General features: G+C 58.7%; 27 protein-coding genes. 18 read left to right on the forward strand and 9 right to left on the reverse strand.

Annotated features, from left to right (window positions below; all coding sequences use genetic code 11):
• The first annotated feature begins 68 nt into the window (after positions 1-68).
• From ACA068_RS06720 to recX, 9 genes are all read left to right on the forward strand, one after another.
• On the forward strand, positions 69-2,219 hold the full coding sequence (locus ACA068_RS06720) for a phage tail tape measure protein (RefSeq protein ID WP_497308575.1): 2,151 nt from the start codon (positions 69-71) through the stop codon (positions 2,217-2,219).
• Positions 2,219-2,602 carry a phage tail protein gene (locus ACA068_RS06725; protein WP_497308577.1) on the forward strand — a complete coding sequence of 128 codons (384 nt, stop codon included), beginning with the start codon at positions 2,219-2,221 and terminating at the stop codon, positions 2,600-2,602. The genes ACA068_RS06720 and ACA068_RS06725 overlap by 1 nt, the downstream gene beginning before the upstream one ends.
• A complete protein-coding gene (locus tag ACA068_RS06730; RefSeq protein ID WP_497308579.1) occupies positions 2,595-2,807 on the forward strand; it encodes a tail protein X in 213 nt (70 codons plus the stop codon). Before ACA068_RS06725 ends, ACA068_RS06730 begins: the two co-directional genes overlap by 8 nt.
• Positions 2,808-2,816: 9 nt before the next feature.
• Positions 2,817-3,833, forward strand: a complete 1,017-nt coding sequence (locus tag ACA068_RS06735) for a phage late control D family protein (protein ID WP_497308581.1) — start codon at positions 2,817-2,819, stop codon at positions 3,831-3,833.
• 66 nt (positions 3,834-3,899) lie between these two features.
• Entirely contained in the window at positions 3,900-4,463 is a 564-nt protein-coding gene (locus ACA068_RS06740) for a glycoside hydrolase family 19 protein (protein WP_497308583.1), read from the forward strand.
• On the forward strand, positions 4,445-4,981 hold the full coding sequence (locus ACA068_RS06745; RefSeq protein WP_497308585.1) for a lysis system spanin subunit: 537 nt from the start codon (positions 4,445-4,447) through the stop codon (positions 4,979-4,981). The genes ACA068_RS06740 and ACA068_RS06745 overlap by 19 nt, the downstream gene beginning before the upstream one ends.
• Positions 4,982-5,055: 74 nt before the next feature.
• Positions 5,056-5,562 carry a CinA family protein gene (locus ACA068_RS06750; RefSeq protein ID WP_497308587.1) on the forward strand — a complete coding sequence of 169 codons (507 nt, stop codon included), beginning with the start codon at positions 5,056-5,058 and terminating at the stop codon, positions 5,560-5,562.
• Positions 5,563-5,645: 83 nt separating this feature from the next.
• Entirely contained in the window at positions 5,646-6,698 is a 1,053-nt protein-coding gene (recA, locus tag ACA068_RS06755) for a recombinase RecA (protein ID WP_403106900.1), read from the forward strand.
• Positions 6,699-6,706: 8 nt separating this feature from the next.
• A complete protein-coding gene (gene recX / locus ACA068_RS06760; protein ID WP_497308589.1) occupies positions 6,707-7,174 on the forward strand; it encodes a recombination regulator RecX in 468 nt (155 codons plus the stop codon).
• Between the two features lie 43 nt (positions 7,175-7,217).
• Here recX and ACA068_RS06765 read toward each other — a convergent pair whose 3' ends face one another.
• Positions 7,218-8,336 carry an LOG family protein gene (locus ACA068_RS06765; protein ID WP_497308591.1) on the reverse strand — a complete coding sequence of 373 codons (1,119 nt, stop codon included), beginning with the start codon at positions 8,334-8,336 and terminating at the stop codon, positions 7,218-7,220.
• Between the two features lie 477 nt (positions 8,337-8,813).
• On the opposite strand from ACA068_RS06765, the gene ACA068_RS06770 reads away from it, so the two are divergent.
• Entirely contained in the window at positions 8,814-9,008 is a 195-nt protein-coding gene (locus ACA068_RS06770; protein WP_497308592.1) for a hypothetical protein, read from the forward strand.
• Here ACA068_RS06770 and ACA068_RS06775 read toward each other — a convergent pair whose 3' ends face one another.
• Positions 9,009-9,434 carry a PA3611 family quorum-sensing-regulated virulence factor gene (locus ACA068_RS06775; RefSeq protein WP_497308594.1) on the reverse strand — a complete coding sequence of 142 codons (426 nt, stop codon included), beginning with the start codon at positions 9,432-9,434 and terminating at the stop codon, positions 9,009-9,011. It abuts the gene before it with no gap.
• 189 nt (positions 9,435-9,623) lie between these two features.
• On the opposite strand from ACA068_RS06775, the gene ACA068_RS06780 reads away from it, so the two are divergent.
• From ACA068_RS06780 to ACA068_RS06790, 3 genes are all read left to right on the forward strand, one after another.
• On the forward strand, positions 9,624-10,382 hold the full coding sequence (locus ACA068_RS06780; RefSeq protein WP_497308595.1) for a tRNA-uridine aminocarboxypropyltransferase: 759 nt from the start codon (positions 9,624-9,626) through the stop codon (positions 10,380-10,382).
• A 209-nt stretch (positions 10,383-10,591) separates the two neighbouring features.
• Complete coding sequence (gene erdR / locus ACA068_RS06785; protein WP_010462704.1) at positions 10,592-11,242, forward strand: response regulator transcription factor ErdR; 651 nt, start codon at positions 10,592-10,594, stop codon at positions 11,240-11,242.
• 75 nt (positions 11,243-11,317) lie between these two features.
• Positions 11,318-11,680 carry a diacylglycerol kinase gene (locus tag ACA068_RS06790; protein WP_497308597.1) on the forward strand — a complete coding sequence of 121 codons (363 nt, stop codon included), beginning with the start codon at positions 11,318-11,320 and terminating at the stop codon, positions 11,678-11,680.
• Here the strand turns inward: ACA068_RS06790 and ACA068_RS06795 are convergent.
• Positions 11,677-12,603, reverse strand: coding sequence for a LysR family transcriptional regulator (locus tag ACA068_RS06795; RefSeq protein ID WP_497308599.1), 927 nt, complete (start codon positions 12,601-12,603; stop codon positions 11,677-11,679). The two genes, ACA068_RS06790 and ACA068_RS06795, sit on opposite strands and share 4 nt — an antisense overlap.
• A gap of 122 nt (positions 12,604-12,725) precedes the next feature.
• Here ACA068_RS06795 and fpr point away from each other — a divergent pair, with 122 nt between their 5' ends.
• The gene (fpr, locus tag ACA068_RS06800) at positions 12,726-13,505 is read left to right on the forward strand and encodes a ferredoxin-NADP reductase (protein WP_003443014.1); all 780 of its coding nucleotides are present in this window, start codon (positions 12,726-12,728) and stop codon (positions 13,503-13,505) included.
• A gap of 132 nt (positions 13,506-13,637) precedes the next feature.
• Here the strand turns inward: fpr and tsaA are convergent, their stop codons facing one another.
• The 6 genes from tsaA to rimO all read right to left on the reverse strand — a co-directional run bounded on the left by tsaA (position 13,638) and on the right by rimO (position 18,812).
• Entirely contained in the window at positions 13,638-14,336 is a 699-nt protein-coding gene (gene tsaA, locus ACA068_RS06805) for a tRNA (N6-threonylcarbamoyladenosine(37)-N6)-methyltransferase TrmO (protein WP_497308600.1), read from the reverse strand.
• A gap of 192 nt (positions 14,337-14,528) precedes the next feature.
• Positions 14,529-15,299, reverse strand: coding sequence for an SDR family oxidoreductase (locus tag ACA068_RS06810; protein WP_497308601.1), 771 nt, complete (start codon positions 15,297-15,299; stop codon positions 14,529-14,531).
• A gap of 137 nt (positions 15,300-15,436) precedes the next feature.
• The gene (locus ACA068_RS06815) at positions 15,437-15,907 is read right to left on the reverse strand and encodes a YehS family protein (RefSeq protein ID WP_083374900.1); all 471 of its coding nucleotides are present in this window, start codon (positions 15,905-15,907) and stop codon (positions 15,437-15,439) included.
• A gap of 75 nt (positions 15,908-15,982) precedes the next feature.
• Positions 15,983-16,693 carry an rRNA pseudouridine synthase gene (locus ACA068_RS06820; protein ID WP_010462687.1) on the reverse strand — a complete coding sequence of 237 codons (711 nt, stop codon included), beginning with the start codon at positions 16,691-16,693 and terminating at the stop codon, positions 15,983-15,985.
• Positions 16,694-16,898: 205 nt separating this feature from the next.
• Positions 16,899-17,372 (reverse strand): acetyltransferase, encoded by a 474-nt coding sequence (locus tag ACA068_RS06825; protein WP_497308603.1) that lies wholly within the window; start codon positions 17,370-17,372, stop codon positions 16,899-16,901.
• Positions 17,373-17,486: 114 nt separating this feature from the next.
• Positions 17,487-18,812 carry a 30S ribosomal protein S12 methylthiotransferase RimO gene (gene rimO / locus ACA068_RS06830; RefSeq protein WP_497310549.1) on the reverse strand — a complete coding sequence of 442 codons (1,326 nt, stop codon included), beginning with the start codon at positions 18,810-18,812 and terminating at the stop codon, positions 17,487-17,489.
• A gap of 33 nt (positions 18,813-18,845) precedes the next feature.
• Here rimO and ACA068_RS06835 point away from each other — a divergent pair, with 33 nt between their 5' ends.
• From ACA068_RS06835 to ACA068_RS06850, 4 genes are all read left to right on the forward strand, one after another.
• Entirely contained in the window at positions 18,846-20,465 is a 1,620-nt protein-coding gene (locus ACA068_RS06835; protein WP_497308605.1) for a recombinase family protein, read from the forward strand.
• Between the two features lie 64 nt (positions 20,466-20,529).
• Positions 20,530-20,787, forward strand: a complete 258-nt coding sequence (locus ACA068_RS06840) for a DUF1654 domain-containing protein (protein WP_497308606.1) — start codon at positions 20,530-20,532, stop codon at positions 20,785-20,787.
• A gap of 131 nt (positions 20,788-20,918) precedes the next feature.
• Positions 20,919-21,458, forward strand: coding sequence for a hypothetical protein (locus tag ACA068_RS06845; protein ID WP_497308608.1), 540 nt, complete (start codon positions 20,919-20,921; stop codon positions 21,456-21,458).
• 195 nt (positions 21,459-21,653) lie between these two features.
• The gene (locus ACA068_RS06850) at positions 21,654-22,649 is read left to right on the forward strand and encodes a hypothetical protein (RefSeq protein WP_497308610.1); all 996 of its coding nucleotides are present in this window, start codon (positions 21,654-21,656) and stop codon (positions 22,647-22,649) included.
• Positions 22,650-22,653 lie beyond the last annotated feature (4 nt).

Consider the following 22,653-nt stretch of genomic DNA (forward strand, 5'->3'; position numbering starts at 1 on the left):
CCGGCAAGGCATTGCGCCGCTACGACATCGCGATCACTCGCCTTGGCGTGAAACAGGAGTAGAGCGGGATGGCAGAGAGTAAATATTCGCCGCCCGGTGCGCAGATCAAGAACATTGAGCTGCCGCCACTCGGCAGTGCATCAGAAACACCGGGACTAGCCGGTATCACGGATCCTTTGTCGGGGTTGAACCTGGCACTCACCACCGCCAGCCTCGACATCCGTCTGTTGGTGGAGGCCCAGGAAAAGCTGCGCGAAACGCTGGTGTCGTTGAACAGCACCCTGTCTTCGCAGCAGTCGCTGCTCAAGGCAAATGCGCCGGCACCTGCGCCAGCCGGGGAGGCCAAGTCAAAGCTCAAGGCCGAGGTTGACCAGCGTGCGCCACCTGAAGATTTGAAGCCGGCAATGGCGATGCAGACGGCTCTGGTTGACCTCAATCAAAAGTTGCAGCTGGACCCGGAAACTCTTCAGGCGCTGGCGGATGCAGCCTCGAAAATTGCCGCCGAAAAACGCATCTCTCCTAGTGGCACGACGGGTGTGCAGCTGGTGCAGGTGCAACTGGCAGCGGTCAATGCGGGCCTGGTCAAAAACGTCAAGTCGGATGACTTTGAGCAAGTGCTGACGGATTTCGCTCGCGACACCGGCATCATGGCGTCTGCGTACAAAATTGACGTGAAGGAGGCCGGCGAGTTGATGTCCGGTTGGCATAGCTCGTTTAGACTTGATCGGGCAAAAAGTCTTGACCTGGGCGACGCGGTCAACCGCCTTGGCACCCGTGTCGATCTGAAAGCCACGGCAGCGGACATCGGTTCGGTGGTGAAAAACGGCGGCGAGACTGGCCTCGCGGCGGGCATGAAGCCTGAGGATGTGGCTGCAATCGCTGCGGCCCTGTTGAGCGCTTCCGTGAGTAAGGACGGCGCCGGGGCATCGTTGAAAACACTGGGCACGGCGTTCGGCAAGAGCGACAAGGCTACACCTGAGCAACGGGCTGCCTGGGCCGAGCTTGATATCGAGCCGGGGGCACTGGCCAGTAGGATGCGCACGGACGCATCGGGAGCAATCAAGGAAGTGCTGGCGCTGCTGAGTAGCAAGCCTGCCGAGCAACAGGGTGCATTGATCAAGACGCTGTTTGAGGGCGATGCCGGCATCCGCGAATTGCTGAAGAGCCCCAAGGACCTGAACACCGCGTTTACGGTGGCGGCCGATAAGAGCAAAGGCTCAATGGCAGAGACTGCCGACGCCCGTGGCAATACCTCGCAAGCGCGCTGGAATGCACTGGACGCAAGCGGGACCCGTCTCAATACGGGGCTCGCTAACGCAGTGGCGCCCATTGCTGATCTCGCGATGGTCAGCGCCGATCTGGTGGTCAGTGGCCTCAGTTCGGTGGTTGAGACGTTCCCGAAGGTCATCGCCGGATTGTCCTTGCTGGGCGCAGCGCTCGCGACCCCGTTTCGCGGGGCGATCATGAACAAGCTGACGTCGATTGTTTCTTCCGCAAAAACAGAGCTGCTGAAACCGGACGCTGCCATCAAGCTGCCGGGAAGTGACGAGGTCGTTGGTCAAGACCGGAGAAAGACAGGCGACGGTACGCCGGACAACAACGGCAAACAGAAACCACTGGGGGCCGCAAACACCAAAGCCCCACGTCCTGCGATGCACAGTCGACTGGTCACTTCGATGGCCAGAGCCAAGACCTTCACCGGCCGGCTGGGCGCTCCCATGGCGGTCGCCAGCGCGAGTTACGACGGCGTTAAAGCGCTGCTGGCGGGTGATTACAAAGCCGCTTCCGGTGCGCTCGGATCGGGCGTCGGCGGTTTGGCCGGCGGTTATGCGGGCGCTGCCGCCGGCGCGTTGATCGGCAGTTTCATCCCGGTCCCGGTCGTGGGCACTGCAATTGGCGCTTTGGTCGGCGGCCTGATCGGTTCCTACGCCGGCAGTAAGGGCGGGGAAATACTTGGTGAATCTCTCTACACCGAGGTTGACCAGCTTAGGTCACCGGATCAGGTCAGCAAGGACCTGACCCGCAACCCCATGGACAACCGGCAGTTCAACTACTCGCCCGTCATCCAGATCACCGGTGCCGATCCGACGGACTCTGATCGACTGACTGAGAAAATCATGGCGAATCTGCGCATGCAGTTCAACGGCGAGTTTATGCCGATGATGATCAATCCGCTCTCTGCACGAAGTGACGCGGCCCTGACCGACGGAGGTACGTAATGCGCCAGCAAATGGTCCTGGGCAGTTTCATCTTCGGCCTGTCCAGAAACTTCGCCTACAGCGCCCTGGTGCACAAGTCGAGCGGTGGCTGGACGAACATCGACATTCTCACCAGCAAACCCAAGTCCAGCCAGATCGGCCAAGGCCTGCAAACCCTGACGATTTCGGGCAAATCAATGTACGCGACCGCCATGGATCGGCTCGATGAACTGCGTGCCTTGCAGGCGCTACGCATCCCTTTGCCATTGGTTGACGGCATTGGTCGTAACTGGGGCTTGTGGCGGATCAACGATGTGTCCGAAACCCAGAACAACATCATCGATGACGGTACCGCGATGGTAGTCGACTGGTCGATCGAGTTGATGGAGGTCGTCAATGCGTAGGGTTCGAAGTATTGCCGGTGATTCGGTGAACCTGTTGCTCTACCGCGAGCTCGGGCGTTGTGACGACGCCGTCGAGGAAGCGCTCTGGCGGCTCAATCCGGGACTGGCCGAATACGCTGCAGTGTTGCCGGCGGGGGTGTGGGTGGTCCTGCCGGAAGTGGATGCAAAACCCGTTGCACCCACGCCGGTTTCGGCTTGGGATTAAGGAGGCAACATGTCACTGGGATTCACCCCCGCGGTGGAAATTTATGGCGCCAATGCTGCGCTGCTCAACGAACGATTGCTCTCCTGGCAGCACGTCGATGCGGCGGGAATCGAGTCCGATAGTTTGACGCTGACCCTCAGTCTGGACGGGATTGAAGGCTTGCCGGACCTGGGTGGAAAGATCGGTCTGCGAGTCGGTTATCGGGAGTCGGGACTGGTGGACAAAGGCGAGTTCGTCATTACACGACGTACACCGACGCTGTTCCCGTTGCGTCTGACGCTAGTGGCCACGGCGGCACCGTTCAGCGCTGCGGACCTGACCGGTTTCAAGCAGCGTCGATCGGTCAGCCATGGTCCGACGACGTTGGGTGCACTGTTTCGCCAACTGACGTCCAGGCATGGGTTTTCGCCTCGTGTCGCACCCGAGCTGGCGCTGATCAGAATCGAACACATCGATCAGTCCAACGAAACGGACATGGGTTTTCTGACCCGGCTGGCCCACCTTCATGACGCTGTCGCCAAACCGATCAACGAACTGTATGTGTTGGCGCGGCGCGGTCAGACGAAATCCTTGTCGGGCAAAGTTCTACCGAACATTAAGCTGTCGGTGACGACCAACAATCGCCCGGGCGATAACGCCTTTATCTCCGCAGTGTTGGTGGAAACCGCCCGGGCGAAATATCAGGGTTGCAAAACCGGCTGGTGGGACGCGGTCGCCGGCAAAGTGCAGGTGGTGGAGAGCGGCATCGCGCCGTTCAAGACGATGCGCCAGCGCTACCAGAGTGCAGGCGATGCCCGGGCTGCCAGTGAGGGCGAGGTACGCCGGATGATGCGTGAAGCATTGAAGGTGAAGATCGACTGTCCCGGCAATCCAGGATTGTCCGCCGAAGGTCTGGTGCTGCTGGACAGTACATGGCCCGATTTCATGCGTGGTCGTTGGTCAATCGACAAGGTTACGGCCAGCGGCAGTCGTCAGAACAGCTATCGGTGTTCGATCGAGGCGACCTGTCTGGACGCTCGGTCCTGACGGACATTTTTTGATTTCTGCCGGTGGCGACCGAGTCACTTTTCCATCCTGTCTATGGGTATAACCATGACTGTTACGCAGCAACTGCTGGAAACCATCATGCCCAACGCCCGCAGCCAAGCGGGCGTTTTCATTTCCGCTCTCAACAGCGCAATGGTTCGCTTCAACATCAATACCCCGAAACGCGTCGCCGCCTTCCTTGCACAAGTTGGCCATGAATCTGGACAGCTTCAATACGTGCGAGAACTCGGCAGCGATCAGTATTTGAGCAAGTACGACACCGGCACGTTGGCCGCACGTTTGGGCAATACCCCGGAGCCCGACGGCGACGGCCAAAAATACCGCGGTCGAGGCCTGATCCAGATCACCGGTCGCGACAACTACCGCCAATGCAGTCTTGGGCTGTTCGGCGATGATCGCTTGGTGTTTATTCCGCAGCTGCTGGAAAAACCCCAATGGGCCGCCGAATCAGCCGCCTGGTTCTGGCAACAGAACGGCCTCAACGAACTGGCGGACCGCGATCAGTTCAACAGCATCACTCGCCGTATCAACGGTGGCCTGAACGGTTTGCAGGATCGCTTGCAACTGTGGGCGCGGGCGAGGGCGGTGCTATGTCAGCCTTCGGTGTGATGCCGGTTTCTTATCGGGCAATCGTCATGATTGTGTTACTGGCGGTGTTGGCCGGCTGTTCGGCGGCGCTGGCCTGGCACTTTCAGGATTGGCGGTATGGCCAGCAACTCGCGGATCTGGCCAGGCTGCACGCCGAGGCACTCAATCAGCTGACACTGGCCGCCGCAACGCAGCAGCAGGCCGAGCACGACAAGCGTCTGGCGCTTGAGCAACGTCTATCGGTCAGTGAACAAACCCATTATCGAGCGCTTAGCGATGCCCGACGTGATCAAGGTCGCCTGCGCGATCGTCTCGCCACTGCTGATCTGCGCCTGTCAGTCCTCCTCGACGTCGATGACGCTGCCTCAGGCTGTTCAATGTCACCCACCTCCAGCACCGGCGGCGTGGATCATGGAACTGCGCGAGCCCGACTTGACCCGGCGCATGCTCAACGAATTATCGCCATCACCGACGCCGGCGACAGCGCACTGATTGCTTTGCAGGCCTGTCAGGCCTATGTCAGAGCCATCGTTCGCTAACATTTTGATCGATCCTGTGCCTTGCAAGCGCGATCTGCTCGTGTACGGTAGTTCTCATTCCGCTCGCTCAGGAGATGCCCGTGAAAGAACTCACCCAGCTGGCCGCTGAACTTGGCAGACGCATGCAGGTTCTCAATGCCCAGGTCACGACCGCCGAGTCTTGCACCGGCGGTGGGATCGCCGAGGCGATCACCCGCATTCCCGGGAGCTCGGCGTGGTTCGAGGCCGGTTACGTGACGTACTCCAACCGCCAGAAAGCCCTGCAACTGAATGTTCCCGAGGCTCTGTTTGCAACGGTGGGAGCGGTCAGTCGCGAGGTGGTCGAGGCCATGGTTCGTGGCGCGCAGGAGAAAAGTCACGCGCGTTTTGCCGTCGCGGTCAGCGGTGTAGCGGGGCCGGACGGTGGTTCCGCGAGCAAGCCGGTGGGCACCGTCTGGCTGGCCTGGGGCGTCGGGGAGGCAGTGTTTAGCGAGGTCCAGCACTTCCCCGGCAACCGCGACGAGGTCCGCCGACAAACGGTTAAGGCCGCGCTAGAGGGGCTGCTGCGCCATGCCACTGGAGAAATCTCAAATCAGGGGTAGGCGATCCTGAAACGCTGTGGAATAATACTGGCTACTTATACAGGTGTTGGCCGTCAGGCCTTATTGATTACGTGAGGACTTTAATGGACGACAACAAGAAGAAAGCCTTGGCTGCGGCCCTGGGTCAGATCGAACGTCAATTCGGCAAGGGTGCCGTAATGCGTATGGGCGATCAGGACCGTCAGGCGATCCCGGCTATTTCCACTGGCTCTCTGGGTCTGGACATCGCGCTCGGCATTGGCGGTCTACCAAAAGGCCGTATCGTTGAAATCTACGGTCCTGAATCTTCCGGTAAAACCACACTGACATTGTCCGTGATCGCCCAGGCTCAAAAAGCCGGCGCGACCTGCGCATTCGTCGACGCCGAACACGCCCTCGACCCTGAATACGCCGGCAAATTGGGCGTCAACGTCGACGACCTGCTGGTTTCCCAGCCGGACACCGGCGAGCAAGCCCTGGAAATCACCGACATGCTGGTGCGCTCCAACGCGGTTGACGTGATCATCGTCGACTCCGTGGCCGCGCTGGTTCCGAAGGCTGAAATCGAAGGCGAAATGGGTGACATGCACGTGGGCCTGCAAGCCCGTCTGATGTCCCAGGCTCTGCGTAAAATCACCGGTAACATCAAGAACGCCAATTGCCTGGTGATCTTCATCAACCAGATCCGTATGAAAATCGGCGTGATGTTCGGCAGCCCGGAAACCACCACCGGTGGTAACGCGTTGAAGTTCTACGCCTCGGTTCGTCTGGACATCCGTCGTACTGGCGCGGTGAAAGAAGGCGATGAAGTCGTCGGCAGCGAAACCCGCGTCAAGGTTGTGAAGAACAAGGTGGCTTCGCCGTTCCGTCAGGCTGAGTTCCAGATTCTTTACGGCAAGGGCATTTATCTCAACGGCGAGATGATCGACCTGGGTGTTCTGCACGGTTTCGTTGAGAAGTCCGGCGCCTGGTATGCCTATGAAGGCACCAAGATTGGTCAGGGCAAGGCCAACTCGGCCAAGTTCCTGGCAGACAATCCGGAAATCGCCGCCAAGCTCGAGAAGCAACTGCGTGACAAGTTGCTGACCCCTGCACCAGACGTCAAAGCATCGCCAGTCAAAGCGACGGCTGATGACCTGGCTGACGCTGATATCTGATTGATCCGATGACCGCCGTACTCGATACACTCGTCGCGGTGCGGCGAACCGCCATGGACCTGCTCGCACGACGCGAGCACGGTCGAGTCGAGCTGACCCGTAAACTGCGTCAGCGCGGCGCTCCCCCTGAAATGATCGACACAGCACTCGACCGTTTGACGGAAGAGGGTCTGCTGTCCGAATCCCGTTACCTCGAAAGCTTCGTTTCCTACCGTGCCCGTTCCGGCTACGGCCCTTTGCGTATTCGTGAAGAACTGAGCCAGCGCGGCCTGCAACGTAACGACATCGAACTCGCTTTGCGCGAGAGCGGTCTCAATTGGCAGGAGCAACTGGAGGAGACCTGGCGACGCAAATTTGCCGGGCATCTGCCGATAGACGCTCGGGAGCGCGCCAAGCAAGGGCGCTTCCTGAGTTATCGGGGATACTCCATGGAAATGATCGGCCGCTTGTTCAGCGGTCGGGGAATGGATGATTGAATAAAAACGGCCCGCTATTTCGATAGCGGGCCTTTTTTTTGCTTTACGTCACCTTGGACGGCTCTCGCGTGCGCTGTTGCGCCTGGGGTTTGGAATGGGCCCAGTTTTCCGGCAGGTTAATGTAGTCCACCAGTTCCCGCAGGCGGCCATGATCCCTGGCGTTGAAGTTGAAGGCTAGCCGCGCCAGATGACTGAACTGCGCGTCATCGTGCTCCTCGCCGCTATAGGCGTGCTGATGAAAGTGATCGCTCAGGCACAGGTCGGCGAACGCTTCCTGCATGTCTTCGAGCGCTGGGTCGCTGAGCTTGTGGTTCATGCGGATCACGAACTGATGCTTGAGCCAGCGGCTGGAGTGGAAGTTGCCGTAGAACTGATTGATCTGCTCTACCGCTTCTTCGGCACTGTAGACCAAGCTCACGAGCTTCATGTCGGTGGGCAGGATGTAGCGATTTTCCTCCAGTTGATGGTGAATGAAGTCCAGCGCGCCTTGCCAGAACTTGCCGCCCGGCGCATCCAGCAGCACCACCGGCACCAGTGGGCTTTTGCCGGTCTGAATCAACGTCAACACTTCGAGCGCTTCATCCAGGGTGCCGAAACCGCCCGGGCACAGGACCAGCGCATCGGCTTCTTTGACGAAGAACAACTTGCGGGTAAAGAAGAAATGGAAGGGCAGCAGGTTGCCTGTGCCCTGGACGGTGGGGTTGGCATGCTGCTCGAAGGGCAGGGTGATATTGAACCCCAGACTGTGTTCCAGGCCGGCACCTTCATGGGCCGCCGCCATGATCCCGCCACCGGCTCCGGTGATGACCATCAGGTCCGAGCGCGCCAGTGCGGCGCCGAGTTCCCGGGCCAGGCCATACAGCGGGTGTTCGATCGGTGTGCGCGCCGAGCCGAAAACCGTGACCTTGCGTCGCCCCCTGAACTGCTCGAGCACGCGAAAGGCATGTTCCAGTTCACGCAGGGCTTGAAGGGTGATCTTGGCATTCCAGCGGTTGTGATCTTCCTGGGCCATGCGCAGCACGGTCAGGATCATGTCGCGGTAAATCGGGATATTGGGGCTGTTGGGTGAAACCAGGTTGAGTTGCTCTTCGACCTTGCTGATGAGGTCGTGGCCGCTTTCTTCGAAATGACGGCTCAGGAGGTCATTCGGTTGGTAAGGCATTCAACTTCTCCTTCTGCACAGAACCCTTGGCACCGACAAAGCAGTCGTCAGCGCCGCGACACTTCATGTGTCGCTGTCTGCCCAAGCCCATGCCTGGGCGCTCCACTCGACTCGGTTCGAGTCGTCCATACAGGCTCTGTTTTTCCCTTGGATGAAAGAAACGTTCGCACAACAAGACAAGCGACGGGCAGCCCCTTTCCTGCCCTGAAAAGTGATCGTGAATACTCTGAATCTAGACCCTTGCAGAGATTCTCGCTGAGTTGATCATTGCGCCGCAAAGTCTTTCCTGGCAACCGCTTATTGACGATTTGCAAGGTGCATTCACCGTTCGTCTGAACGCAAGCAGCAGGCCCGGCGCTCTGATTTACTAAGTTACAGGCGTGACACGACAACTTTGCGTCAAAGGCGGGACGCACCGTTCAAGCGTTTCAAGGATTTTTCGCTCAAACAGGGCGAGGTGCAGGGAGGCTGGAAACCATGGCCAGAGTCGTTCTGGAAATCGATACGCATCTGTATCGATTACTGAAGTCATCCGCCGAGACCCATCATTTGAGTCTTGAAGAGGAGTGCTGCCGGCGTCTGGAAGGCGCTGAGCAGCGTTCGCGTTATTTGCAGGCGTTGGTAGCAGAACTGCGCGCCGAGGAGGAACAGCGGCGCGCCAAATCCCGATGATTATTTCTTCTTGGCCGGGGCCGCTTTCGGGCAATCCGAGTCCTGATAGCTGGCGGAGCCGACGGAACGGTTGGTCTTCACTTCAGTAAAGTCGTAACGCATCACCGCGCCCTTGGCCATCAGTTTGCGGAACGATGGGTTGTTGCACACAGAGGCACCCAACTGGAAATACACGGCTTTGGGGTCGGCGCGCATCTTGTTGGCGTGGCTGCTTTGTACGCTCAGGTGGTTGATCAGCGTGTTGCCTTCGACGGTGTAGCCCTGATCAAGAATGTCTTCGTTGATCGCCCGTGGAGTACCGACACTGCTTTGTGTGGCGACGTTTTGCAGTTCTCTGTTGAGATTCTGCTCACTCAAGGACGCAGCCTGAGCGCTGAAGGACGACGCCAGCAAAATGGCAGCGGTGGGAACGATAAGGCGCAGCATGAAACTCTCCTGGTTCAGTGACTGGTGGTTCGACCCGTCACATGACTGTGCGTTCAGTGGCGGCGAATTATAGGGGACGGGGCCTGGACGGTACAGGCTTGCGCCGGTCGCTCTGATAAACTGCCGCCACTTCCTGACTTGCCGAGTGTTATTCGTGTCGATTTTCTTTCCCCTCCGGTGCTGCCTGCGATGAGCCCTGTCACCCCAGCCTTTGCGGCAAACGCCGTCGCCCGCTTGCGCGACGAACGAGAGGAGGAGGGCATCAAGCCGATTCAGGCCCGTGGCTGGAGGGCGCCACGTTGCCGTGCCTGCCGCGTGATCGAGAGTCATTGCCTGTGCGCCTGGCGCCCGCAGGTCGAGGCCCGCTCCGGCGTGTGCCTGATCATGACCAACAAAGAAGTGTTCAAACCGAGCAACACCGGTTGGCTGATCGCCGACGTGGTGCGCGATAACCATGCCTTTATCTGGTCACGCACGGAAACAGATCCGCAGTTGCTGGCATTACTGGCCGACCCGCAATGGCAACCGTATCTGGTCTTTCCGGGTGAATACGTCGAGCCTGAGCGAGTGACAAACACCGTCGTAGCCGATAGCGCCAAGCGGCCACTGTTCATTCTGCTCGACGCGACCTGGACCGAAGCCCGGAAGATTTTCCGCAAGAGCCCTTATTTTGATCGACTGCCGATCCTGAGCCTGTTGCCTGAGAAATTGTCACGGTACCGGTTGCGCCGCTCCACCCGCAGTGAGCACTTGTGCACCGCCGAAGTGGCGGCACTGTGCCTGGACCTGGCGGGCGATACCGAGGCGGCCTCGGCGCTGGACGCTTATTTCGACGTGTTCAGCCAGCATTACCTGGACGCGAAACATCAGCTGGACATGAACGTGGCAACGCCGGCCCACACCGAGCTAATGCCTTTCGTGCAGAACCCGGCCCCGGGCATTTGCTGATTGTCGCCCATACTGCAAAGAACTGTACCGGCCATGCACCTTGACCACCCCGGTTACGCTGGGCATGCTTGGCGCCGATTAGGGCGCGGCCAAAGTTTGATACGCCGTATTCTATACGTGACAGCCACGTAATTGGGGTTGAACGTGCCCTGTTGGTGCAGCTCCGTGGCTGTGCCTTGAGTTGTTTGAAAAACAGGATCATTAGAAAAATGGCCACATACGAAATCCTGATTGCCGATGACCACCCTCTTTTTCGTAGCGCCTTGCATCAAGCGTTGACCCTGGGCCTGGGGCCGGATGTCCGTCTGGTGGAAGTGGCAAGCATTGCCGAGCTGGAAACCCGACTGGACGAAAAGTCTGACTGGGATCTGGTGCTGCTGGACCTCAACATGCCGGGGGCCTACGGTTTCTCAGGGCTGGTGCTGCTCCGCGGTCAATACCCGCAGATTCCGGTGGTGATGGTGTCGGCCCAGGAAGAGGCCTCGATCATGGTGAAGTCCCGTGAGTTCGGCGCCAGCGGCTTCATTCCCAAGTCCAGTGACCTGAGCGTCATCCAGAAAGCCGTGCGTGCGGTACTTGATGGCGATGTGTTCTGGCCGCCTCAGGCTTTCGAAGCCGTGAGTGTTTCCGCTGAAGCCAAGGCGGCCAGTGAAGGCCTTGCCAGCCTGACGCCGCAGCAGTTCCGGGTGCTGACCATGGTCTGTGAAGGCTTGCTGAATAAGCAGATTGCCTACGAGTTGAGCGTTTCCGAAGCGACGATCAAGGCTCATGTCACGGCGATTTTCCGTAAGCTGAATGTGCGGACTCGCACCCAGGCAGCGTTGCTCTTGCAACAACTTGAGTCAATTTCGAGCCACTAAGAGTTGGCCTGTTCACGCTTTTTTGACTTTGGTTGATCTAGCTTTCCCACTCCTTTTTGGTCAGTTGCCTACTCTATGTCTCCTTTCAAAGGCCAAACCGGCCTCAAACGCATCCTTAACGCTTCCGGTTACTCGCTGGACGGCCTGCGCGCAGCCTTCACCGGTGAAGCGGCTTTTCGGCAGCTGGTGTTGCTCAACGTCATCCTGATCCCGCTTTCGTTCTTTCTGAACGTCAGCCGCGTCGAGCAGGCATTGTTGATCGCGGTCTGCCTGTTGGCGTTGATCGTCGAGCTGCTTAATTCGGCAGTGGAAGCGGCCATCGACCGCATTTCCCTTGAGTTACACCCGCTGTCCAAAAATGCCAAGGACATGGGTAGCGCCGCGCAGTTAGTGGCGTTGAGCATGATCGCGCTGGTGTGGGCGGTGATTCTGATTTAAGCGATGGAGGGCAGCACGATCTCGTCGCTGCGCTGAACCCCTGCGGTGAACGCGCGGCACAGGTCGAGGAATTCGCGCATCGCTGACGTTTGATATTTCTGTTTGTGCCAGATGAAATAGAACTGCCGCGCCAGGTCCAGATCCGGTGTCTCCACCGGCACCAGACTGCCGCGGCGAAATGCATCGCGCAGCGCCAGGCGCGAAATGCAGCCAATCCCCAAGCCTGATTCCACCGCGCGCTTGATCGCTTCGGTGTGTTCCAGTTCCAGTCGGATATTCAGCGCGCTGCGGTGATGACGCATGGCTTGGTCAAAGGTCAGCCGCGTGCCAGAACCTTGCTCCCGCAGAATCCAGGCCTCGTGGGTCAGTTCTTCCATGGTCGCCAAGCCACGTTTGGCCAGCGGATGCTGCGGTGCGCAAAACACCACCAGTTCATCCTCGACCCAGCTCTGCACCTCGATGTCCGGATGACTGCAATCGCCTTCGATTAGACCCAGGTCAATTTCATAGTGCGCGACTTGCTGCACGATATTGGCAGTGTTCTGCACGTGCAGTTTCACTTGGCTTTCCGGATGGCGCTGCATGAAGCTGCCGATCAGCAAGGTGGCCAGGTAATTGCCGATGGTCAGGGTCGCACCGACCGCCAGGGAGCCGAAGCCGGACTTGCCGTTGAGCAAGTCTTCGATTTCCTTGGCCTGGTCGAGCAGCGCCACCGCTTGCGGCAATAGCTGTTTGCCGAGGGCGTTGAGGCTCAACCGTTTGCCGGCGCGGTCGAACAGCTGGCAGCTGCACTGACGCTCTAGCTCGGTGATCGAGGTGCTCGCCGCCGATTGCGAGAGGTTGAGCGTCAGGGCAGCCCGGGATACGCTTTCCTGCTGGGCGACGGCGACGAATACTTGAAGTTGACGGAGAGTAAATCGCATATCTATATAACCGATAACCCTTATCTTAATAATCCATTTAACAGATATTGTCGCTGCCATTAGAATGCGATGCAATTGCGCACATCAGCGGCGCAGGCAAAATCTCCAGGAGTCCCACGTACATGAGCAACATGAACCACGAGCGTGTCCTCAGTGTTCATCACTGGAACGACACTCTGTTCAGCTTCAAGTGCACCCGCGATCCGGGCCTGCGCTTCGAGAACGGTCAGTTCGTGATGATCGGCCTGCAACAGCCCAACGGCCGGCCGCTCATGCGCGCTTACTCGATTGCCAGCCCGAACTGGGAAGAGCATCTCGAGTTCTTCAGCATCAAGGTGCCTGATGGCCCGCTGACTTCCCAGTTGCAGCATCTGAAGGAAGGCGACGAGATCATCATCAGCAAGAAGCCTACCGGCACCCTGGTGCTGGATGACTTGAAGCCTGGCAAACATTTGTACCTGCTCAGCACCGGCACCGGCCTGGCGCCGTTCATGAGCGTCATCCAGGACCCGGAAACCTACGAGCGTTTCGAAAAAGTGATCCTGTGCCACGGCGTCCGCTACGTCAACGAAGTCGCTTACCGCGAGTTCATCACCGAACACCTGCCGCAGAACGAGTTCTTCGGCGAGGCGCTGCGCGACAAGTTGATCTACTACCCAACCGTGACCCGCGAGCCGTTCGAGAACGAAGGTCGCCTGACCGACCTGATGCGCAGCGGCAAGCTGTTCAGCGACATCGGCCTGCCACCGATCAACCCGCAGGACGACCGCGCCATGCTGTGCGGCAGCCCGAGCATGCTCGACGAGACCAGCGAAGTGTTGAACAGCTTCGGCCTGAAAGTTTCGCCGCGGATGCGCGAGCCGGGTGACTACCTGATCGAGCGTGCGTTCGTCGAGAAATAAGCACAACGCCTGACGGCTTTGCTTTCCCTGTGGGAGCGAGCCTGCTCGCGATAGCGGTGTATCAGTCAGCATTACTGTCGACTGACATACCGCTATCGCGAGCAGGCTCGCTCCCACAGTGGTTTCTGGTGTTCAGGTTTTTGCGGGAATGACTTCCAGGACGCGGATGACGCTCGCATAGGGATAATGCCAGCGCACATCCAGATCCCAGAACTGCGCGCCATATTCCCGCTCAGGCGTAGGAATCTGGTACGCCGGACGTGGGTCTTGTGCCAGGCATTGCTCAATCAGTTCCACCAATGGCTCTTCAAGGCGCTGAGCATGGTCATGAGCCTGTTGCAGCGCTGAATCCGTCCACTGCACGGGAATCAGCAGTGGCGCGGCGCTGGCGATGCTGTTCGAGGCCGTGTCGACGATGTCCGCGTAAGGCACGTAGGGTTTGATGTCGAGAATCGGCGTGCCGTCGAGCAGGTCGATGCCCGATATCCACAGCCGATTGGCTTCAACCTTGTCCAGCTTCACCACGGATTGCCCGATGCCATTGGGCCGGTGCGTCGCGCGGGTGGCGAACACGCCCATGGATTTGTTGCCGCCCAGGCGAGGAGGGCGGACTTTCAAGCGGGGCTTTTCTTCCAGGGCCTGATGAAACTGGAACAGCAGCCAGACGTGGCTCACCTGTTCCAGACCTTGCACCGCGTCGCCCTGATCGAACGGCGCCACCAGTTCCAACACACCACGAGCAGCCGGGGCCAGTTGCGGCTGGCGCGGGATGGCGAACTTCTCCTTGAAGCAGGAGCGCACGAAGCCGATGGGGGAAACGCTGTAGGTCATGGTCTGGGGTCGAGGCGGCAATGAGGGCGAACATGATAGCCCATGCGCACTCTGTGGCGAGGGAGCTTGCTCCCGCTGGGGTGCGAAGCGCCCCCAAACACCTTCACCGAGTTTCTCCAGGGGAAACTCGGTGCTGTAGGCGGTTGCTTCGCAACCGAGCGGGAGCAAGCTCCCTCGCCACAAAAGCGGGTATCAGAGACTGAACCCACCATCCAGCGGAATAATATTCCCGGTCATATAAGCCCCAGCCGTACTCGCTAGGCTGATCGCCAACGCCGCCATCTCTTCCTCGCGCCCCCAGCGCTTCATCGGAATCAGCGCCGTATCCTCCGCCAGCGCCTGCTCATCGTTACCAATGTGCTGCGTCATCTTGCTCGGGAAACGCCCCGGCGCAATCACGTTGACGTTGATGTGCTGGCTCACCAGCTCCCGCGCCAGAATCCGTGACAGTTGATGTAGGGCGGCCTTGCTCGGCCCGTAGGCATACGCCTGTTCGCCAAAGGAAGAAATCCCCGCCACCGAACCGATGTTGATGATCCGCGCCGGATTCGCCTCTGAACCGGCCTTGCGCAGCAGTGGCAAAAACTGCTGGATGCAGTTGAACACCGAGGTCACGTTGAGCTGCATGACCTTCTCCCAGCCCTTGACCGGATAGCTTTCCAGAGGTGCGCCCCATGTGGTGCCGGCGTTGTTCACCAGAATGTCCAGATGACTGATTTGCTCGCCCAGCCGCGTGGTCAGTTGCTGTACGCCTTCTTCATTGGCCAGGTTGGCGGCCACGCCGTGGCAAACGCCGAAGGCACTCAGTTCATCAGCCGTTTGCTGACAGGCTTCGGCATCCCGGGCGCAGACGTACACGGTGGCGCCGGCCTCGACAAAAGCCTTGGCGATCATTTTGCCGATACCACGGGTGCCGCCGGTCACCAGAGCGGTGCGGCCTTGCAGGGAAAAGTACGGGTGCATGGCGAATCCTGAGAGCTGAGGGTCCATACACCCTAGTCGTCAGCCGCCTGAAGCGGAGCCACTATTTTTGCGCGGAATGAAGGTCTATACAGCCTGCCCTTTGAGCCGCAGGCGTGCGGCTCAAAGATGGCGTGGGCTTACTGCGGACGAACGCGCAGGGTCAGGCCCTTGAGGAAGTTACGCAGCAACTGGTCGCCGCAAGGGCGATAGTTGGTGTGGCCGAACTTGCGGAACAGTGCGCTCAGCTCAGGCTTGGACACCGGGAACTCGGATGCCTTGAGGATCGCGTGCATGTCGTCTTCTTTCAGTTCGAAGGCCACGCGCAGTTTCTTCAGGATGATGTTGTTGGTCACTGGCACTTCGATCGGCTGCGGCGGACGGCTTTCGTCCTTGCCGCGCTTGAAGATCACCAGGCCGTCGAGGAAATGCGCCATGACTTCGTCCGGGCAGCGCACGAAGCCTTCCTCGTCTTCCTCTTTCTTGTCGAGGTAGGTCAGCAGGTCTTCCAGGGACACGTCCATGCCACCGATCTTGATGATCTCGATGACTTTCTTGTCGCTGATGTCGAGCATGTAGCGCACGCTGCGCAGTACGTCGTTATGAATCATGGTGTGCAATCCTGATATTCAGCAGTGGGCGCGGCATAAGCAGCGGCGCCGAAATGTGTGGCGGCGTGAAAAGTCTTAGAACTTCTCTTTGCCGGACAGGTAACGCCATTGCCCCAACGGCACTTTGCCGATGGACACGCCGCCAATGCGGATGCGGCGGATGGCGACGACCTTCAGGCCAACGGCCTGGCAGAACAGGGCGATCACGCCCGGTTGCGGGTTCTTCATCGCAAAACGCAGGCGGTTTTCGTTCTGCCAGCTGGCCTTGACCGGCGGCAGTTCCTTACCTTTGTAGGTCAGGCCGTGGTTCAGGCGGTTGAGGCCGTGAGCCACCATGTCGCCTTCTACCTCGACGACATATTCTTGTTCGATCTTGGCGGAGTCGGCGGTGAGCTTGCGCAGGATCTTCCAGTCCTGGGTGAACACCAGCAGACCGCTGGCATTGGCCTGCAAGTCGGTGCTGGCGGTCAGGCGCAGGAAGTGGCCCTTGAGCGGACGTTTGCTGAAGCGGTGTTCTTCGCTCAGGGTCTCGGCGCTGATGGTCGCCATCGCGGTTTCCGCGTCCATGCCCACGGGCACGTTCAGCAGGATGGTCACCGGCTCCGGCGCAGTGGCCTTGGCCTCAGGGTCGAGCTCGACTTTCTGGGTGTCGACCTTGAATTGCGGCTCGTCGATGACTTCGCCGTCCACGGTGACCCAGCCGCCCTCGATGAACAGCTCAGCCTCCCGACGGGAACAGCCGACGAGTTCGATGAGGCGTTTGGAGAGACGAATCGGGTCAGTCATGACAGGGGCCGTAACAAAAAAGGGGTGGGCATTGTACCTGCTGGGCGCTGGTTAATCCCGGCTCCATTTCAATGCGGTTGTATTTCCTGTGGGAGCGGGCCTGTCGGGTCGCCGCATCGCAGCGATTGCATCACCTCGGTGTATCTGACAAACCGTAGCGTCTGCATCGCTGGCAGGCCAGCTCCCACAGGGGCTCTATGGTGTGTCAGGCATGTTGTGAGCGCTGCTGGTTTTGGCGCAAGCGCATGTGCAACAGCGGATAAGGCTGGCCCATGCCATCGACTTCCGACCGACCAATCACCTCGAAGCCCTGCTTGAAGTAAAACCCCAGCGCTTGCGGGTTCTGCTCGTTGACGTCCAGTTCATCCGCGTTCAAGTGCTCCATGGCATAGCGTAGCAACTGTTTGCCCAGGCCCTGGCCTCGGTGGGCGGGGTCGATGAAGAGCATTTCGATCTTGCCCGCCGCCACCCCGGCAAACCCGGTGATGCGCTGGCGCGAGTCCTTGGTGCAGATCAGCATCACCGCATCGAGGTAGCGGGTCAGCACCAGGTTCTTCAGCAATTCAATGTAGCTGTCCGGCAGAAAGTCATGGGTGGCGCGCACCGAGGCTTCCCAGACTTGGGTGAGTTCTTCGTAGTCGCTCTGTTTCGGCGTGTGGATGACCGAATGTTGGCGCATGGCCGAATGCCCCTTTTTACCGTTGAGTGTGCGAGTCCTTTCTCCCACAAAACGATAGACGTAAAAAAGCCCCGCATCTCGTCAAGAGAGCGGGGCTTTTCGTATTTTTTGCGTTTAGATCTGTTCAGCCCACAGGTCGTATTCGTCGGCGTCGGTCACTTTGCACCAGACTTTGTCGCCCGGCTTGAGGTTGCTGCCGTTGTCGATGAACACGTTACCGTCGATTTCCGGGGCGTCGAAGAAGCAGCGGCCTACGGCGCCTTGCTCGTCGACTTCATCGACCAGCACTTCGATTTCACGGCCAACGCGCATTTGCAGGCGCGCCGAGCTGATAGCTTGCTGGTGCGCCATGAAGCGGTCCCAGCGGTCTTGCTTGACGTCGTCCGGCACGATGGCCGCGTCCAGCAGGTTGGCCGGGGCGCCTTCGACTGGCGAGTACTGGAAGCAGCCGACGCGATCGAGTTGCGCTTCGGTCAGCCAGTTCAGCAGGTACTGGAAGTCTTCTTCGGTTTCGCCGGGGAAGCCGACGATGAAGGTCGAACGGATGATCAGGTCTGGGCAGATTTCGCGCCAGTTCTTGATCCGCGCCAGGGTCTTGTCTTCGAAGGCCGGGCGTTTCATGGCTTTCAGGACTTTCGGACTGGCGTGCTGGAACGGGATGTCCAGGTACGGCAGGATTTTGCCGGCGGCCATCAGCGGGATCAGCTCGTCGACGTGCGGGTACGGGTAAACGTAGTGCAAGCGCACCCAGACGCCGAGGGTGCTCAGGGCTTCGCAGAGTTCGGTCATGCGGGTTTTCACCGGCGCGCCGTTCCAGAAACCGGTGCGGTACTTCACGTCGACGCCGTAGGCGCTGGTGTCTTGCGAGATCACCAACAGCTCTTTGACGCCGGCCTTGACCAGGCGCTGGGCTTCGTCGAGCACGTCACCGACCGGACGGCTGACCAGTTTGCCGCGCATCGACGGGATGATGCAGAAGCTGCAGCTGTGGTTGCAGCCTTCGGAAATCTTCAGGTAGGCGTAGTGGCGCGGGGTCAGTTTGATCCCTTGTGGCGGCACCAGGTCGATCAGCGGGTTGTGATCCTGGCGCGGTGGCACGGCGTCGTGCACGGCATTGACCACTTGCTCGTACTGCTGCGGACCGGTCACGGCCAGCACACTTGGGTGCACCTTGCGGATGTTGCCTTCTTCGACGCCCATGCAGCCGGTCACGATGACCTTGCCGTTTTCCTTGATGGCTTCGCCGATCACTTCCAGGGATTCGGCTTTTGCCGAGTCGATGAAGCCGCAGGTATTGACCACCACGACGTCGGCGTCCTCATAAGTGGACACGACGTCATAGCCTTCCATACGCAGCTGGGTAAGGATGCGCTCGGAGTCGACCAGTGCTTTTGGGCACCCTAACGATATCATTCCTACACGCGGGGCTTTTACTGTCATCATAGGATGATCCTCATCAGGGTCTTTTTTCTAATGGCTAAAAACGGTGCGCGAGTATACAGCTATTTGCGGTTCTCAGACCCTCGGCAGTCCACTGGTAGTAGTGCCGATCGTCAGTTGCAATACGCCCAGAAGTGGGCTGCCGAAAAAGGCCTGTTGCTCGACGAATCGCTATCCATGCGTGATGAAGGTCTATCTGCATATCACCAGCGTCACATAACCCAGGGAGCACTAGGAGTGTTCCTGGTTGCGATCGAGGAAGGCCGCATCGCTTCCGGCTCAGTCCTGGTCGTGGAAGGGCTGGACCGCTTGAGCCGTGCTGAGCCGATCCAGGCTCAAGCCCAACTTGCGCAAATTATCAATGCCGGCATTACCGTTGTAACCGCCAGTGATGGCCGTGAATACAACCGTGCCGGTTTAAAGGCCCAGCCGATGGACCTTGTTTATTCGCTCCTGGTCATGATCCGTGCGCACGAAGAATCGGACACGAAGAGCAAGCGAGTTAAAGCCTCGATCCGGCGACTTTGCGAAGCCTGGCAGGCTGGAACCTATCGCGGTCAGATCCGCAACGGCAAAGATCCTCAGTGGCTCAAATGGACTGGTACCGACTGGGAATTTATTCCTGAGCGAGTTGCTACTGTGCGTCGAGCCCTGCAGCTGTATTTGGAGGGGATGGGTGCCGCTCGGGCAATTCGTATCCTGCACGACGAGGGGCTTAGCTACAGCGATATCGGAATTACCGCTCTGCAGATCTACCGGCTGATCAAGCTCAAGGCCCTTCGGGGAGCCAAGAGCCTGACCATTAATGGTGAGGAATATGTCTTGGAGGATTACTACCCGCGCCTGTTGTCGGAGACGGAATGGGCCGAACTGCAGCACATGGGCGGCCAACGATTACGGCGGCGAATGAAAGGTGAAATTCCAGGAATTATCACTGGGATCGGTCTTACATATTGCGGCTATTGCGGTACTGCCGTCATTGGGCAGAACTATATGAGCCGCGCTCGCGCTGACGGCACACTTGCCGATGGCCATCGCCGTCTGCATTGCGTGTCATACAGCCGTAACGACGGCTGCGGTTCCGGTGGTTCGTGCAGCGTCGTCCCAATTGAGAAAGCACTGCTGAACTTCTGTTCTGACCGACTCAACCTGCAGCGATTGATGCAGGTTGGTGATGATGGGCAAGGCCTTCGCCATCAACTGGTGGTTGCGCGGGCTGCAGTGCAGAAAATTTCGGATCAGCTTCAAAGAGTCACAGCCGCGCTGCTCGCTGACGATGACGGCCCCGCGCCGATCTCATTCGTGCGCAAAGCTCGCGAGCTGGAGGCGCAGCAGCTTGATGCTGAAAAGAACGTCGCGAATATTGAATATGAATTGGCGGCAGCTTCCGGATCTGGCAAGCCAGCGCAGCAGGAACAATGGGTTGCGCTAGCTGCCCTGGTCAATGCGGGTGACTACGGTGCCAGGGAAAAGGTGCGCCAGATGGTCATGGATACATTCCAGCGGATCGTCGTTTATATGCGAGGGATGGGCGACGAGGATCGCAAGAGCAAGTTTATCGATGTGCAACTGATCTCCCGCACGGGTCAACACAGGGTGTTACAAATCAACAGGCGTTCAGGGGAGTGGGTGGCCAGCGAAGACTGGGACTGATCTTGAAGGGTGGCGAACAGCTCTTATATACTGGTTGGATGTACAGTATAAGCAAGGAATGTTTATGTCTCACAGTGTCTATCCTCGTGGTGTTGAGTTTTCGCATACCCCATTTGAGCAGCTTACCCGGCGCATTCACCGGCAGGTAAACAGCTCAGCCGCGCAGACGCGAAGACGTACGATTATTGCCAGGCTATCAGGTGAAAAGCTGGATGACTGGGATTGTTTGCTTGACCAGCTGGACACAGAGGACAGCGTGCGAGTGACACGATTGGAGTGCGGCGCGGTTGGCCTGACTTGGACCAATCAACATCCGAGCTGACCAACAAGGAAAACATACCTTAGGTCGTTTTATTTACCTGAGGTATTGATTTAAAAAGATACCCGCGGTTAATCTATGTCCGTCAATTCAGGAGCCCATGTGGTGTCCTGATTTCAACGGAGGTTCACTGCATGATTCGCCCTACCTTTAGCCTTTCGTATGATGCCTGCGCGCAACTGGCCGAGCACGTCAAACAAAACGGCGTCTTTCCTCTATCTCTCGTCTGCAACTATGCCCCAAGTTTCCTACTAGCCCATTTGACGATCGAGCAATGCGCTTCAGACGTTACTGTGCAGGTCCGGTTGGGTGAGACGGTAAACACTCTTACCGTTGGGCTTCTCGACGATCCGGCTCATAGGGTCGAGCATTTCGTAGGAGAGCTGGCGAACATGCATTACGAACAGATGGCCCAGCCTATTCTCGATCGGGATCTGGAGTTTCTGTTGCGCAATGCTGCAACAAGTCGCCGAGGCCTCTATCTGTTACCCCGGTCGGGAATGCACGACCTCAGGTTGCTACTGACAGCCGCCGCCGGTAATCCAGATCAGACGTATTTCAGATTTCTACTGGGTGGTGCCGGGATCTCGGCTCCGATGCTGATGCCCACGGACCCTGATAAAGCCTACGAACTGCTCTCCAATTTCGTCCGTGAAGTTGAGGAGTGGCAATGACTACCTCTCAGCTCCTGGTGATATTGGGCGGCTTGGCTGTTTGCCAGGTGATAGCCATGGCTCTGCCTTACTGGATGGGATGGAGGTCTGGCCAGACAGCTGCCACCGCATCGCTCCAGGACGAGATCCAACGATTGCGAGCGGAGCTATCTTCGGCCCATGCCCTGATTCGCCAAATCGAACAGGGGGTGAGCTATGCCTAAGCACCTTATCTGCCAGCGGGTTCGCTGGCTGCTGCTGGCCATTGCTGTAGCCCTTTCCAGTGTCACTGCTCTCTCTGTTGGCATGGCTATGTCGACGCTGATTGCTGACCCGATGCTGGCTGCGGTGTTCGCCTCTGCAGCAGTGCTGCTGGATTTCTATAAATACTTAGCCTGGCCGATCGCCCTGGGCATGCTGGCAGCAAGTAAGCGTGCCTATGCCGTCCTGATGATCATATCGGCTCTGATGCTGGCAGCGGTATCAGCGTGGGCTACTTATGACCGATTACTGACCTCCATCGTTTCGGGCCAGGCGCGGTACGCCGCTGTAACCGAACAACGCATGGCTGACCTGCAGGCGGTCAGATCCGATGGGCTACGGCAGCTCGATTCCCTAGACAAAGACGCCCGCTCGATCGGAGATCAGGCACGACAACTGCGCGAGCGCGGCATTGTAAGCAAGGCGCAAGAGTTGGAAGCGTCTGCCCTGGGACGGATCGATGGTCAACGTGAGCAGGTGCTACAGCGGCTCGATCGTGCATCGGTAGAACTGACTGAACTGCGTGCCAGGCCAACTGCATCGGTTGGGCTGCCTGAGCTGTTGGCGATCTTGCTATGTGCTGGGTTTGCTATCGCCCTGGAAGCGGTGCCTGCGCTTATTGGATCGGCACTGCGCGTTGGCAGCCTATCCGATGCCTCGTTGCCAGAGGCTATGGCCTCGACAACACCGGCAACGGTCACGGCAACAGTGACAACAGCCCCAGAACATCCAGCATCTGGCGAACAACAGGATCTGTTCGGTTCACCAGATGGTGCCTTGATGAAGACATTGCTCGACATCACGCGAACAGTTGCGCCAGGCACGCCAATATCGCTCCGTGACTTCACTGCTGCAGCTCGTGTCGGGAATCGACGCGCCATGAAGCTATTTCGTGCAGCGCTCGATCTGGGCGAGTTGCGAAAAACCACCGCCGGCTATGTGACCGCTTGAGGAG

The organism is Pseudomonas sp. LBUM1660 (assembly GCF_059695935.1).